Annotated in this window: 12 protein-coding genes; 11 read left to right on the top strand and 1 reads right to left on the bottom strand. The window is 43.2% G+C overall.

The window, feature by feature from the left end; translation table 11 throughout:
* Positions 1-5: 5 nt before the first annotated feature.
* From ACYVRS_RS10695 to queA, 8 genes are all read left to right on the top strand, one after another.
* Complete coding sequence (locus ACYVRS_RS10695; RefSeq protein ID WP_054115882.1) at positions 6-920, top strand: carbohydrate ABC transporter permease; 915 nt, start codon at positions 6-8, stop codon at positions 918-920.
* A gap of 58 nt (positions 921-978) precedes the next feature.
* Positions 979-2,607, top strand: a complete 1,629-nt coding sequence (locus tag ACYVRS_RS10690) for an extracellular solute-binding protein (protein ID WP_461198883.1) — start codon at positions 979-981, stop codon at positions 2,605-2,607.
* A 67-nt stretch (positions 2,608-2,674) separates the two neighbouring features.
* Positions 2,675-5,689, top strand: a complete 3,015-nt coding sequence (locus tag ACYVRS_RS10685; protein ID WP_461198810.1) for an alpha-mannosidase — start codon at positions 2,675-2,677, stop codon at positions 5,687-5,689.
* A gap of 9 nt (positions 5,690-5,698) precedes the next feature.
* On the top strand, positions 5,699-7,894 hold the full coding sequence (locus ACYVRS_RS10680; RefSeq protein ID WP_461203352.1) for a glycoside hydrolase family 3 N-terminal domain-containing protein: 2,196 nt from the start codon (positions 5,699-5,701) through the stop codon (positions 7,892-7,894).
* A 19-nt stretch (positions 7,895-7,913) separates the two neighbouring features.
* Complete coding sequence (locus ACYVRS_RS10675; RefSeq protein ID WP_461203351.1) at positions 7,914-9,293, top strand: glycoside hydrolase family 1 protein; 1,380 nt, start codon at positions 7,914-7,916, stop codon at positions 9,291-9,293.
* 88 nt (positions 9,294-9,381) lie between these two features.
* The gene (locus tag ACYVRS_RS10670; RefSeq protein ID WP_461203350.1) at positions 9,382-11,145 is read left to right on the top strand and encodes a glycoside hydrolase family 35 protein; all 1,764 of its coding nucleotides are present in this window, start codon (positions 9,382-9,384) and stop codon (positions 11,143-11,145) included.
* A gap of 21 nt (positions 11,146-11,166) precedes the next feature.
* Positions 11,167-12,552, top strand: a complete 1,386-nt coding sequence (locus tag ACYVRS_RS10665; protein WP_461203349.1) for an alpha-L-fucosidase — start codon at positions 11,167-11,169, stop codon at positions 12,550-12,552.
* Positions 12,553-12,627: 75 nt separating this feature from the next.
* A complete protein-coding gene (gene queA / locus ACYVRS_RS10660) occupies positions 12,628-13,659 on the top strand; it encodes a tRNA preQ1(34) S-adenosylmethionine ribosyltransferase-isomerase QueA (protein WP_312499383.1) in 1,032 nt (343 codons plus the stop codon).
* Positions 13,660-14,094: 435 nt separating this feature from the next.
* Here the strand turns inward: queA and ACYVRS_RS10655 are convergent, their stop codons facing one another.
* A complete protein-coding gene (locus tag ACYVRS_RS10655) occupies positions 14,095-14,802 on the bottom strand; it encodes a DUF975 family protein (RefSeq protein WP_312542155.1) in 708 nt (235 codons plus the stop codon).
* Between the two features lie 196 nt (positions 14,803-14,998).
* On the opposite strand from ACYVRS_RS10655, the gene tgt reads away from it, so the two are divergent.
* The 3 genes from tgt to ACYVRS_RS10640 all read left to right on the top strand — a co-directional run bounded on the left by tgt (position 14,999) and on the right by ACYVRS_RS10640 (position 17,451).
* Positions 14,999-16,144, top strand: a complete 1,146-nt coding sequence (gene tgt, locus ACYVRS_RS10650) for a tRNA guanosine(34) transglycosylase Tgt (protein WP_054115890.1) — start codon at positions 14,999-15,001, stop codon at positions 16,142-16,144.
* An 82-nt stretch (positions 16,145-16,226) separates the two neighbouring features.
* Entirely contained in the window at positions 16,227-16,574 is a 348-nt protein-coding gene (gene yajC / locus ACYVRS_RS10645; protein WP_054115891.1) for a preprotein translocase subunit YajC, read from the top strand.
* Between the two features lie 157 nt (positions 16,575-16,731).
* Entirely contained in the window at positions 16,732-17,451 is a 720-nt protein-coding gene (locus ACYVRS_RS10640; RefSeq protein WP_312499387.1) for a GntR family transcriptional regulator, LSA1692 subfamily, read from the top strand.

The raw sequence follows: 17,451 nt of genomic DNA, 5'->3' as shown, positions 1-17,451 counted from the left end.
AGAACATGCAGACGAGTTTGATTAAAGAAACACGAGGCGACAAATTATTTCTAGGGTTTGTTTACTTCTTTTTATTCTTGGCTTTAGTGGTCGTTTTATATCCATTGATTTATATCGTCAGTGCATCGATCTCAAATCCCCATATGGTCAATTCTGGGGAAATGTGGCTGTTGCCAAAAGGGATCACGCTGGAAGGCTACAAAACATTGTTAGGGAATAACAGTATTTGGCGCGGGTATGCCAATACGATCTATTATACCGTCTTAGGGACATCGATCAATCTGATTGTCACGCTTCCTTGTGCCTATGCCTTATCGAGAGATGATTTTTATGGACGCAGGGCGTTTACGAATTTTATGATTGTCACTATGTTTCTTTCTGGCGGCTTGATTCCAAGTTATTTGTTGATCAGAAGTCTGGGTATGTTGAATACCGTTTGGGCGTTAGTGATTCCGGGGGCAGTCTCTGTGTACAATGTCGTTGTCACGCGTACTTTCTTTCAGTCAACGATTCCTAGGGAAATGGAAGAAGCAGCAATCGTAGACGGATGTTCAGATTTTCGTTTGTTCATGCAGATCGTCCTACCGTTATCCACACCGATCATTGCTGTTATGGCATTGTTTTATGGTGTTGGTCATTGGAACAGCTTCTTCAGCGCATTGATTTACTTATCTGATAAATCTATGTATCCATTACAAATGGTCTTGAGAGAAATCTTGATTTTACAAGATATGTCATCCAACACAGTGGGCAGCAATGTGACCGCTGAAGTAGCGAATATGCTCTACAGCAAGCAACAATTAGCAGCAGTAATAAAATATGGGGTGATGATCGTTTCATCACTACCAGTTATTATGGTGTATCCTTTCTTACAAAAATATTTTGTAAAAGGAATGATGGTCGGTTCAATTAAAGGTTGATTCATTTTATAAGGAGGAAAAACAATTGGAAAAAAAGAAAATCGTACGTTTACTGGGAATGTTTGTATGCGGCACAGTGTTAATGAGCGCTTGCGGGGATAGCAGCGCGAATAGTGATGCTGCTAGTGGGGAAAATGGCTCTAGCGTCAAGATCAACCATGATAGTCAGTTTCCAATCATTGAAGAAGGGGAAGAACTAACATTAAATATCATGGCACCCGGCGTGGGCATGGCAGAATGGGAAGACATGCCCACGTTACAAGACTATCAAGAATTGACGGGGATAGATTTGACCTATACGACCCCACCGTCAGCTGATTTCAGTACCAAGTTGAACTTGGCATTTGCCTCAGGCGATTTACCAGATATCGTATACGGTGCCGGCTCAAATGCACTGACGTCTTCAATGGAAATCGATTATGGCTCACAAGGTATCTTAGTCGCATTGGAAGACTACATTACACCTGAAATTATGCCTAATCTATACGCACTTACACAAGAAGATCCTTCTATCTTGAAATCGATCACCACACCGGATGGCCATATCTATTCTTTACCAATGATTTCTCGGAATTCAACATCGATTTGGTGGCAAGGACCTATGTGGTATAACGGCACTTGGCTAGACAACTTAGGCGTAGAGAAATTACCGACCTCAACTGATGAACTGTATGACTTATTGACACGATTCAAGAACGATGATCCGAATGGCAATGGCGCAGCAGATGAGATTCCGTTGACCGATGTGGACATGAATTCAACAAGAGTATGGCTTATGGCAGCTTTTGGTGTCTTGACTAGAGGCATCCAAGTGAATGATGATGTGGTCTCTTATACACCGATTTCCGAAAACTATAAGGCTTACCTTGCGTTTATGAACAAGCTATATGATGAAGGACTGTTGGATGCTGAAGTCTATGGTCAATCTGATGAGCAGAAGAAAGCCAAAGGGCAAAATGATCAATTGGGTTTGTTTGCTGATTATTTCAGTTTCTTCACGACTGGACGTACAGAAACAGAAGCCATGAATGATCCGATGTTCCAACCATTGACGTCTGAATGGTCGACATCTGCGGTGATTCCTGGTAGTCCAAGACTTTCACGTGGCGCTTTTGCGGTCACAAATGTCAATCCTTCACCAGAAGCATCGATGAGATGGGTGGACTACTTCTATTCAGTAGAAGGGTCGAAATACATTGAACAAGGTCCTGAAGGTGTGTTCTGGGAGTATGCAGAAAATGCGAACGGAGACCAAGTGCGTGTCTATGCTGAAGGCGTTGATTTAGACAAAACGGAAGACGAGCGAGGAAAAATCACACCTGCCTATGGCTTAACGACACCAAATATCGTTGTAGACACAACAGATGAGTATGCGATCCTTGTGAATCCAGATGATGAAGTCGACAATGCTTTTGGTGACTGGGTAGCACAAGAAACAGAAGACAAAATGAATGATATTGCTGTCGTGCCATTCCCATTATTGTACCTGACAGTAGAGGAAAATGACCAAGTGGCGGCAACTGCAACAGACTTAAGTACGTATATCGAACAGATGGAAGCCAAATTTATCACCGGTGTAGAACCTTTAAGCAATTGGGATAAATTTGTGTCCACTGTTGAGTCGATGGGCATTGAAGATTATGTGGCGGTCTATCAAACAGCATATGATCGTTGGCTAGCGAACTAATAAAGTGAAGAAGCGGGCGAGGACAATCGTTGTCAAGTCCGCTTTTTTTATTACAGGAAGTGGAAAAATGACAAATTTTGAGTTTGAACGTATTCAAAAAATCTTGATCAAATTAAAAAGTTTTCGAATCAAAGAACAACCTATCGCTATTCCTGTTGACATGCAAACATCAGAAGGATGGCAGCCCTATGCGCAGGGCACTTTTTTCGGCAGCAAAAATCAATATTATACTTTTAAAGGACGCATCCATATACCAGCGGACTGGCAGGAACAGACAGTGGCTATCCGTATCTATACTTCGTTGAACGAATGGGATAACACCACCAATCCGCAAATGAAAGTATATTTGAATGAATCTTTTGTACAAGCCATCGATGTCAATCATCGCGAAGTGCTGCTGGATTCATGGGATGAACGGGGAATGGATTTCCGGCTAGAATTATTTTCTGGAAGGGAAGAGAAACAATTTCCTCTTTATCTGCAATTGATTGCTATTGACCCAGATGTAGAAAAAACAGGGCTGGATTTTACAACATTGTTTGAAACATGGCGGGCAATCCGTAAGTTTGGCGGTGAAGAAAGATTTTATCAACAGCATCTAAGTACCGCTGCTAACATCTTGGATTTCTGCAGTCCTTACAGTGAACGTTTTTATCATAGTTTGACGTTAGCGCAAGCAGAACTAGCAAAATGCTATCAGGAAGAAAACGTCACAACAGAAAAAGTAACGGCCATTGGCCATACCCATATTGACTTGGCCTGGCTATGGACGGTTCAGCAAGCCATCGAGAAAGGGGAACGCAGTTTTCAAACAGTGTTGAAGTTGATGGACGAATTCCCAGACTATACTTTTTTGCAAAGTCAGCCGCAAATGTATCAATTTATCAAAGAGCAATACCCGGAGCTGTACCAAGCAATCAAGGAAAAGATCCAATCAGGACGTTGGGAAGTAGAAGGTGCGATGTGGGTCGAAGCCGATTGTAATTTAACATCGGGTGAATCCCTTGTAAGACAATTGCTTTATGGCAAACGATTCATTAAACAAGAGTTTGGCATCGACAGTCAAATGTTGTGGCTGCCCGATGTATTTGGCTATTCTGCCGCTTTGCCGCAATTGTTAAAGAAAACCAATACACCTTACTTTATGACTACGAAGTTATCATGGAATCAATACAACCAGATTCCCTACGATTCATTCTATTGGCAAGGCATTGATGGCAGTCAAGTCTTGACCCATTTTATTACGACAATCAGCGAAGGGTATAGTCCAACCCCTTATTACACCACCTACAATGGATTGTTAGACCCATATACGATCAAAGGCAGCTTTGCACGCTACCAGCAAAAAGAAATTCATGATGAGATCATGATTGCCTATGGGTATGGTGATGGCGGCGGTGGTCCTACCAGAAATATGTTGGAATGTCAGAAACGCCTGCAACAACCATTGCCGAGTATGCCAACGATTACTGGGGATAAAGCCGTGGCTTATTTCCAACGGCTGGCACAATCTTTCGAGGCGGCAGCAGCACCTGTTTGGTATGGAGAATTATATTTTGAGTATCATAGAGGTACCTTGACCTCCATTGGTAAAAATAAAAGAAACAATCGTCAAGGGGAAAATATGATGCAGACCTTGGAAAAACTCTATACACTTCGCGGGTTTGATCACTATCCAAGAAAGGCATTGGAGAAAATGTGGAAGTTACTGTTGCTGAACCAATTTCATGATATTCTTCCAGGCAGCTCGATAGAAGAAGTCTATCAGCAAACAGATCAAGACTATGCATGGCTGAAAGCAGAAGGACAAGCAATGATCAAGCAATTGATCCCAGAAGATCCTGCACAAAAAGATGTCTTTACGGTGTTCAATGGTCTGGGCATTCAGAGAACGATGCACGTGCAATTACCTGTTTCAGCGCAAACTGCTATAGGGATGCCTTCTCAAAGGACACATGATGGCCAGTTGATCGTCCAAGTGCCGCAAGCAGATAGCCTATCCTTTACACCAATCAGATTACAGGCTGCAGAAAGCGTGCAATCTGTACGTACTTTGCCACAACGTTTTGAAACAACCGATTTTGTAGTCATATTTAATGCACAGTTTGAGATCGTGTCATTATTTGACAAAAAACACCAAAGAGACGTCTTGCCAAAAGGGGAGGTCATGAATCAGCTGGTTGCATACGAAGACTTGCCGATGAACTATGATGCGTGGGATATTGATCCGTATTATGTGCAAAAATCATATCAAGTAGCACAAATCAGCGAGGCTGCAATTGTGGAACAAGGACCGATTCGAGATACCATCAAACTTGTACGTCCCTTTGAACAATCAAAGATCACGCAATTTATTCACTTCTATCATGGAACAGGCAGAATCGATTTTGACACCACCGTTGATTGGCATCAACACCATGTTCTTTTGAAAGCGCAACTGCCGATAGCTGTGAATACCTTAGAAGCGACTTTCGATATTCAGTTTGGCAATGTAAAACGTGCAATCCATCAAAATACTTCTTGGGACGTTGCTCGTTTTGAGAGCTGTGGCCAGAAGTGGGTTGACTTGTCGGAAGATGACTATGGGGTCAGTGTCTTGACCGATTCAAAATATGGATTTAGTACAGCCTTTCAAAAAATAGGTATTTCCTTGATCAAATCTGCTATTGATCCATATCCAGAAGCCGACCAAGGCCATCATGAATTTACGTACGCCCTCTATGTCCATGAAGGAGATTGGAAGAAAGGACATACTATGGAACAAGCACTAGATTTGAATGTGCCTGCCATTTCTCTCCCAGCAACCAAGATAGCGTCTGGTGCCTTTTTCAACGTACCACAAGAGAATATTCTTTTAGATACCATCAAAAAAGCCGAAGATGAAGAAGCCGTGATCATTCGCTTATATGAATATTATAACCGGCGTACACAGGCTGTGATAGAAAGTCAGCAATCCATTCAACGGGCTGTTTTGTGCAATTTATTAGAAGAAAACGAGGAAGAGCTACACGTGGAAGCAAATCAAATCCATGTTGCTTTCGCGCCATATGAAGTGCAAACGATAAAAATATTTTTTGAATAGGAGAAGCAAATGATCGATGCGTTGCTCAAACAAATGACGCTCCAAGAAAAAGTTGGACAACTGAATCAACGCCTCTATGGATGGCAAGTGTATGAGAAGGTGAATGGGCAAATCGTTTTGACAGATTACTTCAAAGAGGAAGTGAAACGATTTGGATCGATCGGCTGGATTTATGGTGTGTTTCGAGCGGATCCTTGGTCTGGCAGGAATCATACCACTGGGTTGCATCTGGAAGAAGCAAAAGAAGTGTCTCAGCTGATCCAGTCTTATTTAAAGGCCAATACCCGGTTACAAATTCCAGCGTTTCTTGTAGAGGAGTGTCCCCATGGACATCAAGCCCTTTATTCAACGACCACACCTGTCAACTTCAGTGTCGGCGCAAGTTGGAATCCGACACTCTATGAAGAGGTCCAAAAAATCGTTGCAGCAGAATTACGTGAAAAAGGGGCTCACGTTGGGCTAGTTTCTGCATTGGATGTGACGAGAGATCCCAGATGGGGAAGGACAGAAGAGTGCTTTAGCGAGGATCCTTTTCTTACCAGTTGCTTCGCAAAAGCGGCAGTGACCGGCTTACAAGGGGATTTTGGTACCGAAAATGTTATAGCTGTGTTGAAGCATTTGGCGGCTCAAGGGGCCTGTATGGGTGGGCACAACGCCGGACCAGTAAGCATAGGTGATCGAGAACTACGAGAAATCCATTTGCCCCCAATGGTGGCAGGTGTTGCTGCAGGAGCCGCTGGTTTTATGGCCGCCTACAATGATTTAGATGGGGTACCCTGCCACACGAATAAGTATTTACTGCAAAGCATTTTGCGTGAGGAACAGCAATTCAAGGGGATCGTGATGGCAGACGGTTGTGCGCTAGATCGTTTAACTGATCGTCTGCCACCTGTAGAAGCAGCTGCGCTAGCCTTGTCCAGGGGAATCGATGTCAGCTTATGGGATAATGTGTATCCTTTGCTTGAAGAAGCGGTCGATCAAGGACTGGTCACTATGGATGTTCTAGATCAAGCAGTCCGCCGTGTATTGTCATTAAAAGAAAAGCTAGGATTATTTGCGCATGCTGTCTCAACAAGTACGAGTGCCAAAACAGACAAAAAAACCAGTGTCTTGCAACTTGCTACAGAGTCCATTGTCCTGTTAAAAAATCAACAGCAAGTTTTGCCGATCCCAAAAGATCGACCACAAAAAATAGCCTTGATCGGCCCACATATCAAAAATATCTACCATCTTTTAGGGGATTACACACCGTTCAAATCAGCCGCTGAGTGTGTGACTATTTGTCAAGGGATGGAAAGGTATCAAACCGAATCCCTCACGATCAAAGCGGCTGAAGGATGCGGTATCACACAAGGCAATGCGCAATGGCTGCAAGAAGCGATGGCCATCGCCAAATCCTCAGATACGATCATCGTGACGATGGGTGGATCGAGTATTCGTGATTTTGGGACAGTTTTTGATGATAACGGCGCAGCACGCCAAGGATCACACGATATGACAAGTGGAGAGAATATCGACTTGGCCCATTTAAACATCCCGACATGCCAATTGGCATTGATTAAAGCGTTAGCCACATTAGGCAAACCGATGATTGGTCTGATGATTTCCGGTCGCCCACATTTGATTGAGCCAATCGAATCGTATTTTACGAGTATTCTTTATTGTGGATATCCTGGCCAATATGGAGGGGAAGCAATCAGTAGACTAATTTTTGGTGATGACACACCAAGTGGCCATCTTGCTGTGTCTATCCCAAGTACGGAAGGCCAGTTGCCTGTGTATTATAATTATCGCAAGCAAGCGTTTCAAGAGGATTATTTAGATGAAAGCGGTCGGCCTAAATATTCATTTGGGTATGGATTGACCTATGGCGCAGTTGCCTCTGTTATTACTTCTGTTAGACTATTTGATGGTTGCATTGAAATAGAGGGAGAAACAGAAAATCCGTCTGCAATGAATGGCAGTACAACGATCCAAGTATATCTCAAGGATTATACAACGGATGTCATACCACGAGTCAAAGCACTGTGCGGGTTTACTAAATCAATGATTCCAGCCCAAGGATCAAAAACATTTTCATTGCGGATCCCCTTGTCTTCCCTTTTACAAGGCAGTCTATTAACGGAAACACCAGAATTCACATTACAAGTCGAAGCCGAGAATACTATTATTTTTTGTGAGAAGTTCAACGTCACAACGGCATGACGCAAAAGGAGAGAAACAAATGTATACATTCCCCAAAGATTTCTTATGGGGCGCAGCAGCCTCAGCGCCACAAACAGAAGGTGCAGCAAATGTAGATGGAAAAAGCCCGTCTACCTGGGACAAATGGTTTGAGATGGAGCCAGAGTTATTTTTCGATGGCGTGGGGCCTGAACATACGTCGAATACCTATTATCAATACAAAGAAGATGTAGCGAATATGAAAGCGATGGGGATGAATTCTTTTCGTACCTCGATTGCTTGGACACGCTTGTTGCCTGATGGTCAGACATTAAACCCCAAAGCTCTTCTTTTTTATCGGGATTATTTTCAAGAAATGATCGACAATGGCGTGGAACCCATCGTTAATTTATTTCACTTCGATATGCCATGGTGGCTGATGGAAAAAGGTGGATGGGAAGCAAGGGAATCGACAGACCATTTTGCCTTCTATGCCAAAACAGCTTTTGAATGCTTTGGGGACATTGTCAAAAAATGGGCGACATTCAATGAGCCGCTGGTACATATCGAATGCGGCTATATGGGTGATGCCCACTGGCCGAAAGTGCAAGATTTTAAGCGTGCGATCCAAGTGGCTTACCATACTTTGCTGGCCCATGCAAAGGCGGTCAAAGCATACCGCAACAATCCTTACAATGATGGGCAAATTTCGATTATCTTGAATCTCTCTCCTGTCTATCCAAAAAGTCAGAATAAAGAAGATGTTGAAGCTGCGAGATGGGCTGATTTGCTGTATATTCGCAGCTTTCTGGACTGCGCGGTCAAAGGGACTTTTCCAGCTGAACTTGTGGAAATCTTGAAAGAGGCACATTTATCTCCTGAAACGGACATAAATGATCACGCGATATTCAGAGAAAATACGGTCGATTTCGTTGGCTGCAACTACTATCAGCCGTTACGTGTGCAAGCCCCACAAAGTCCGCATCGACCAATCACAGGCCCTAGAGATTTGTTCCGGGGATATGATTGGCCAGAGAAACGAATCAATCCCCACCGTGGCTGGGAAATTTATCCGCAAGGTATTTATGATATTGCGATGCGTTTGAAAGAAAGCTATCACAATATTCCATGGTTTATTTCCGAGAATGGGATGGGGGTGTCTGAAGAGGAACGATATATGGATGCGCACGACATCATTCAGGATACGTATCGCATAGACTTTGTGTCAGACCATCTTAAAGCGCTGCATCAAGCCATCGAAGAAGGTTCGCCTTGTTTTGGTTATCATATGTGGACATTCACGGATTGCTGGAGTTGGTTGAATGCGTACAAGAACCGCTATGGCTATTACCGTCTTAATTTGACCAACGGTTATGCACGGACACCGAAAGAAATCAGTTTTTGGATGGCAGATGTCATCGCACACAATGGATTTGATTGACCTATAAAGTAAAACAACCTTGAGAAGTCACTATGCATTCTCAAGGTTGTTTTAAAATGTACACATGTGGAAAGAGAGGAAAGCGCAAATGAAATTTGACATCAAAGAAGAATTTTATATAGATGATCAACCGATTCGTTTGATATCTGGGGCCGTACATTATTACCGTCTGGCGCCTTCAGAATGGCAGATGACGTTGCAAAATTTAGTGGCATTAGGTGCGAATTGCGTAGAAACCTATGTACCTTGGAACCTGCACGAACCTAAGAAAGGCGTCTTTTGTTTTACAGGGATCGCAGACATCACCTCATTTTTGACGATGGCGCAAGATCTAGGGCTATATATTATTTTAAGACCATCGCCTTATATCTGTGCGGAATGGGATTTTGGCGGCTTGCCGGCTTGGTTGTTGGCAGATGATAGTATGCGGATTCGTTCGCAGCATGCAGGCTACTTGAAAGCCATCGAAGCCTATTATGCCGTTTTGCTGCCCAAGTTGGTTCCCTATCAATTTACTAAAGGCGGGAAGCTATTGATGGTTCAAGTGGAAAACGAATACGGTTCTTTTGGGACAGATCAACAATATTTGTCATGGCTAGCGGGGTTGCTGGCAACTTATTTCGATGTGCCTTTGTTCACTTCTGATGGGGGTGTTGAGAAGTTACTTGAAGCGGGGACCTCGTCAGATAACCAAATTCTTGCGACAGTCAACTTTGGATCAGATGCGTCGGGCCAATTTGCAGCACTTAGGGCGTATCAACACAGACGGGGAATCGATCGACCTTTGATGTGCATGGAATTTTGGGATGGCTGGTTCAGTAATTGGGGCAAGCCAATCATCCGCAGAGACGCAACGGAAACAGCAACGGAAGTCCGACAAACCTTGAAACAAGGCAGTATCAACTTGTACATGTTTCGTGGCGGGACCAATTTTGGTTTTTATAATGGCTGTTCAGACGCAGGGGACATCAACGATCCACAAATCACTTCCTATGATTATGATGCTCTCCTTACTGAATGGGGTACACCAACTGAAAAATACGATGCGATCCAAAAAGTCATCCAAGAAGAAGTGCCGAGTGCGGACACTAAAGCGCCTATTTTACCCAATATAGTTGCCTTTGACACACAGCCAGTACATGATGCGGTCAGCTTGTTTTCAGTCATAGATGAGATGTGCGTACCGGTCAGAAACGACTATTCCTTGCCAATGGAAAAATTGGGACAGCAATTCGGCTATCTTCTATATCGCACTGTCCTCAAGAAAACTGCTAGTCATAGTACGCTGAAAATCGTAGAAGGCGGCGATCGTATTCAATGGTACCTTGACCACGAGTGCGTGGCGACACAATACCAAAAGCAAATAGGTGAAAGCGTGTCATTGCACTTGTCAAAACCATACAGTCAGTTAGATCTACTCGTTGAAAATATGGGAAGAAACAATTACGGTCTCAAACTGATTTCGCCTACCCAGCGAAAAGGAATACGTGGCGGCGTTCTAGATGACAATCAATACCTATCAGATTGGCAGCATTATTCATTAGAGCTATCACCTGAGCAGTTGCAAAAAATCGATTTTGGCAAAGAGACCCTATCAGGTACACCTTGCTTTTATAGAATATGGATCCACCTAGATAAACCTGAGAATACCTTCTTGGATTGTCGTACGTTAGGCAAAGGGGTCGTTTTTGTCAATGGTCATCATATTGGACGCTATTGGCAAGGACCGGTGAGGCATTTATATGCACCAGCCTATTTTTGGCAGCAAGGAGACAATGAGGTTATTGTTTTTGAGACAGAAGGTATCCAGGTGACGGAGCTGACTTTCAGTCAGACACCTATCATCGAATAAAAAAACTGAAAGGAGCAATATATGGTATCTGTACAAGAATTATCACAGATTCGTCCATCCAAACGTCAAATCGACTGGCAAGAGACTGAATTTTACGGCTTCATTCATTTTGGGATGAATACAATGACGAACAAAGAGTGGGGGGATGGTCAGGATTCGTTAGCGCTATTTGATCCGCCATCTGTAGACTGCAGACAGTGGGTCAAAGGGCTGAAGCAAGGAGGCATGAAGGGAATCATTTTGACGTGCAAGCATCACGATGGATTTTGTCTATGGCCGACACAAACAAGCGCCTATTCAGTCAAGAATACCCCTTGGAAAAATGGGCAAGGTGATTTGGTTGCAGAGGTCTCACAGGCATGTGCCGAAGAAAACATGAAATTTGGTATCTATCTATCGCCATGGGATAGGCATGCGCCTGTTTATGGAAGCGGAGAAGCGTACGATGCATTCTACATTGCGCAGCTGACAGAATTATTGACGCATTATGGTGATATATTTGAAGTCTGGTTTGACGGAGCAAATGGTGAGGTTGCAGGCAAACAACAACGCTATGATTGGCAACGTTACTTTGATTGTGTGCGTCAATTACAGCCGCAAGCAGTCATGGCGGTCTGTGGTCCAGATGTACGTTGGGTTGGCAATGAGGCTGGGCATACACGCGTAGATGAATGGAGCGTGGTGCCAGAAGCTTTATTGTCGGCGGAACGCACGATGGCGGAATCACAAAAAGTGGATGACGGCACCTTTGGCAGAGCAAATTCAGCCCAACAAGATCTAGGCAGCCAAACCGTTTTGGCCGCCTATCAGGGGAAACTCGTTTGGTACCCAGCAGAAGTCAATACATCAATACGTCCTGGTTGGTTTTATCATGCCCACGAAGACCAGGCGCTGCGCAGCAGTGAAGAATTATTTACGATCTATCAGCAGGCGGTCGGCGGCAATAGTACCTTTTTGCTAAATGTGCCGCCCATGCCCAACGGATTGATGGCGCCAAACGATCTGATCGTACTGAATGAATTAGGCGAGAAAATCAATGCATTGAAGAAGGAAAACCATGTGCCAACAGCTACGTGCCAGTTGACCAATCTTATTGTTGATCCAAACACGCAGACGTATCGGTCTGTCCAACCGCAAGAACCAGCACAGTTGCTGTTTGAATGGGCAGAACCAGTCGAACTCAGCGGGGTTTCGCTAAAAGAGGTGATTTCATTTGGCCAACAAATCGAAAGCTATCAGATTTATACAAAAGTGGATGGGCAAGACGAATTGCTGGCAACAGGAAATGCGATTGGGTACCAGCGCATTGTTCGTTTTCCTAAACGTGCGCTTACGTCTCTTGAGGTCCGCATCCTGAAGAGTAGAGGAAACTACCATATCGAAGAAGTGCGGACCATTTCTCTTTAATCAGCAGTCTTCTTTTTCTTTTCAACCAAAAACATGCTAAAATAGACGAGCAGATGAAAGGAAGAGAGGAAAGATATGTTAACAACTGAAGATTTTGATTTTGATTTACCAGAAGAATTGATTGCCCAAACCCCATTAAGCGACCGTTCAAGTTCACGTTTGCTTGTCGTAGACCGTGAGACGGGTGGCTTTGAAGATAAGCACTTTTATAACATCATTGATGAATTGAACCCTGGCGATGCGTTGGTCATGAATGATACCCGTGTTTTGCCAGCCCGTATATATGGCGAAAAACAAGAAACAGGAGCACACCTAGAAATTTTGCTGCTGAACAACATTGAAGGGGACAGCTGGGAGACGTTGATCAAGCCAGCCAAAAGAGCCAAAGTCGGTACCAAAATTACTTTTGGAGATGGGCGTCTGGAGGCAGTCGTTGAGGAAGAATTGGATCATGGTGGACGTATCATTCGCTTTAGCTATGAGGGCATTTTCCTAGAGATTTTAGAATCATTAGGAGAGATGCCGTTACCACCTTATATCAAAGAACGTTTGGAAGATCCTGATCGCTATCAAACTGTGTATGCGAAAGAAAATGGTTCAGCTGCTGCACCCACAGCAGGCTTGCATTTTACTCCTGAACTGTTGGCAGAGATCGCAGCCAAAGGTGTAAAACTCGTGTATTTGACCCTCCATGTTGGGTTGGGCACGTTTCGACCTGTGAGCGTGGACAATATTGCGGATCATGAGATGCATAGCGAATTTTATCGTTTGACGGAAGAATCGGCGGCACAGTTGAATGACGTACGCAGCAAAGGCGGAAAAATCGTCGCAGTAGGGACAACCTCTATTCGTACCTTAGAAACGATCGGAACCAAATTTGATGGCGAAATCAAAGCCGATAGTGGGTGGACGAGTATCTTTATCACCCCAGGGTATGAATTCAAAGTCGTACAAGCTTTTTCAACCAATTTCCATTTACCAAAATCTACATTGGTTATGTTGGTCAGTGCGTTTGCTGGACGTGATTTGACTTTAGCAGCTTATCAACATGCCATCGATGAACGCTACCGCTTCTTTAGTTTTGGCGATGCGATGTTCTTGAAATAAACAAATAAACTGAGCGACAATTGCGGTTCTTAAGTTGCTGATTTCTCAACTTTAGAACTGCTTTTTTGTCGCCCAGCTTCATACTTGAGGAAGGTATAAGTGGTGGTCGCTTTTGATGTTACATGCAAAGCAATGGTTCGAAAATTTGTTTCATTTACAACTTTACACATGTTTCGTGTATTCTGATACAAAATGAGACGTATCATTTGTCGATATGGAAATGTTCGATCTTTGTTACGTGGTTCTTCTTGTTACTTTACACGTTTGATACTAGGTGAAACTTGTACGTTCAACAACTTTTTGTAGATTGAGTTTGCGTTTATTACGTAACCACCATCAGAGTTGCTACCTTCCTTACACTCATAATATACCATGGTTAGGAAACGCTTGCAAATGGTTTGCTTGCCAAAGAAAAAAGACCGTTACGACGGTCTTTTAAGCGAGTGCTTGTTTTGGCAGATTTTCATAGAATGCCGCCTTTGTGGCGCTTATATAAGGTGTCAACCATAAATAGCCAATACCCAATGTAAACAGCGCCAATATATGCCAACCAATGAAACTCAAATCAAGCAAGAACAATTTTCCTTTATAGCCATTCATCAAGTGGCGACTGCCAGTGATACAGCTGAGGAAATCTGGACGCATGCCCGTTTGTTCATACGTATCGTAATAAACAAAATAGGCTTGTGAGTATGCATACGCCTTGATGATGCCGGGAATGATGAACAAGAAAGTCCATAACGTTGTAAAAATAGTTGTTAAAATGAAAATGACAATAATACCTAGGACAAATGCGCCGTTGAAGCCGCGGAAAACATCAGAAAATGGCTTGATCTCTGTGCGTTTGCCACGAAGAATATCCAAAAATGTCCAAGAAATCCCTGCACCAAAGAGTGCCGCAAACAACCCGTTGATCAGACCACCGCCACCATTACCTGTAGAACTCGCTGTTTCCACCGTAGACGCGTCTATAGAGCCGTTGCTATTCATTAGTGCCATCAGCGGAATAACAGCTACAACAACCAGCACAGCAGTGATGGCGATGGCAATCAATGTAGGGACTAAGCACATCAATACACTGTCCTTCCATCGGCCTTGCAACATTTGCTTTGCTTCACGTTTTAATTCACCAATCGATTTCACAAAAAAACCTCCCTTCAATATAAATAACATCATAGCAAACATTCACTAAATCTTCAAAAAAAAGAAGAGATTGATTCGCATTCTTAGGAGAAAATAGGGATAGATTCCTTAAACTTCCTTGCAAATTAACAGCATAGCGCTTATCATAGATAGCGTTGCACAGTAACTTGAGTATATAAAGAAAGTAGGGAAATGAATGACAGAACCAGCCATTCGTTATCGTCTAATCAAAAAAGAAAAACACACCGGTGCACGCTTGGGAGAATTGATCACCCCTCACGGCACATTCCCAACCCCGATGTTTATGCCTGTTGGCACTTTGGCAACCGTCAAAACATTGGCACCAGAAGAATTAAAAGAGATGGGTGCCGGTGTCATTTTAAGCAACACCTATCATTTATGGTTGCGGCCAGGAGAAGACATCGTAGCAGAAGCAGGCGGCTTACATAAATTCATGAATTGGGATCAACCGATTTTGACTGATTCTGGCGGTTTCCAAGTCTTTTCGTTGGCAGATATGCGGAATATCGTAGAAGAAGGCGTCCATTTCAAAAATCATTTGAATGGCTCAAAAATGTTCCTATCACCTGAAAAAGCAATTGATATCCAAAATAAATTGGGCTCAGATATTATGATGAGTTTTGATGAATGCCCCCCATTTGATGAAAGTTATGATTATGTCAAAAAATCAGTTGAACGAACATCACGTTGGGCAGCAAGGGGACTAGAAGCCCATGCCAATCCTGATCGCCAAGGGCTATTTGGGATCATCCAAGGGGCTGGATTTGAAGACTTGCGGAAACAAAGTGCGCAAGATTTGATCAGCATGGATTTCCCAGGTTATTCTATCGGCGGATTATCAGTCGGCGAACCAAAAGCTGAAATGAACCGTGTGTTGGAATTTACTACTCCATGGATTCCAGAAAACAAACCCCGTTACCTCATGGGTGTTGGGGCGGCAGATTCCTTGATTGATGGTGTCATACGTGGTGTGGACATGTTCGATTGCGTGTTACCGACACGGATCGCGCGTAATGGGACTTGCATGACCTCTAAAGGTCGCTTGGTCGTGAAAAATGCGCAATATGCCCGTGATTTCCGTCCAATTGATGAAAAATGTGATTGCTACACCTGTAAGAATTACTCACGGGCGTACATTCGTCATTTAATCAAATGTGATGAAACTTTCGGCATGCGTTTGACGTCTTACCATAATGTTTACTTCTTGTTGAACTTGATGAAACAAGTCCGTCAAGCGATCATGGATGACAATTTATTAGAGTTTCGACAACATTTTATTGAAGAATATGGATTCAACAAAGAAAACGCAAGGAATTTCTAAACTTTATCGTCAAAACGGTAGGAAAATAAAGTTGATTCTGATAAAGTATTTATAGGAAAGAATAATAATCGAGGTGAAAAAAATGGCACAATCTTTACCAATGATCTTTATGTTGGTTGCTTTAGTGGCAATGTGGTTCTTCATGAGTCGCTCACAAAAGAAACAACAACAAGAACGCAAAAACTTGCTTGAAAATATGAAAGCTGGCGACAGTGTGGTAACAATTGGCGGACTTCATGGCGTGATTTCTGAGATCAACACTGAAAAAAGCACAGTTGTGATCGATTGCGAAGGCATCTTCTTAGAATTTGATCGTTCAGCAATTCGGACGGTTACACCAGGAATGGTGGAATCTTCTGTTGAAACAACGATCGAACCTGCGGATGTTGTTGAAGAAACAACAGATGTTCAAGACGAAACAAAAGAATAATGATGAAAAAGGAATGCCAATGGCATTCCTTTTTTTTATAAACCTCTAGCGCAGTATATACTAAATGGTATATACTGTTTTTGTGAAGAATAGAAGAAATGATTCTTATTCAAAATAAGTTGCAAGATATGAGATGCAACAGAAGAAGGTGAAGCAAATGAGTACGCAACCAATCTACCAAGAAATTCAAAACCGGATTTTAGCCAGAATAGATGCGGGGGTCTATCCAGCTGGTCAGAAACTACCTTCAGACTATGCTTTGGCGGAGACATTCCAATGCAGCCGCCTCACGATCCGAAAAGCGATGGAAGGACTGATTCAGCAGCAACGCATCGTCAAACATCCAGGCAAAGGCAATTATGTCATGCAGTTGGCTAAAATCCAAAGTGGCGCGAATGGATTGCAAAGTTTCTCGGAGCGCGCGCAATTGGAACAGAAAACAGCCCAGACCACTGTCTTGCAGGTAGAAGAATCTACGACGGTACCAGATAAAATCAAGCAACTATTTTCCGAATCGGAAGACATACCAATGGTTCATCTGGTGCGCCTACGTTCTTTAGATCATGAACCAATGACGCTAGAAAATATTTATCTTCCTAGTCTGCAGTTGTCAGCTGAAAAAGAAACGTTTGATTTTTCAGGCTCACTGTACGAAGCAATCGAAAAAAAACAGCCGATAGGCTATGCCCAACAAGAAATTGAAGCAATCAAATGTCCAGCTTCAATCGCGCGCTTACTGTCCATTACAGAAAATGATCCTGTCCTTCTGTTGCGTGCGATGACGTATGCTGCGAACGGGATACCGGTCATGTACGAAACCTCCTATTACCGTGGTGATAAATATACATTCAAACAAATCAATAGTCGCAGGACATGA

The organism is Enterococcus salsurae (assembly GCF_054784955.1).
Note: the sequence above shows the minus strand (reverse complement) of the source record. Positions and strands in the feature narration are given on the sequence as shown.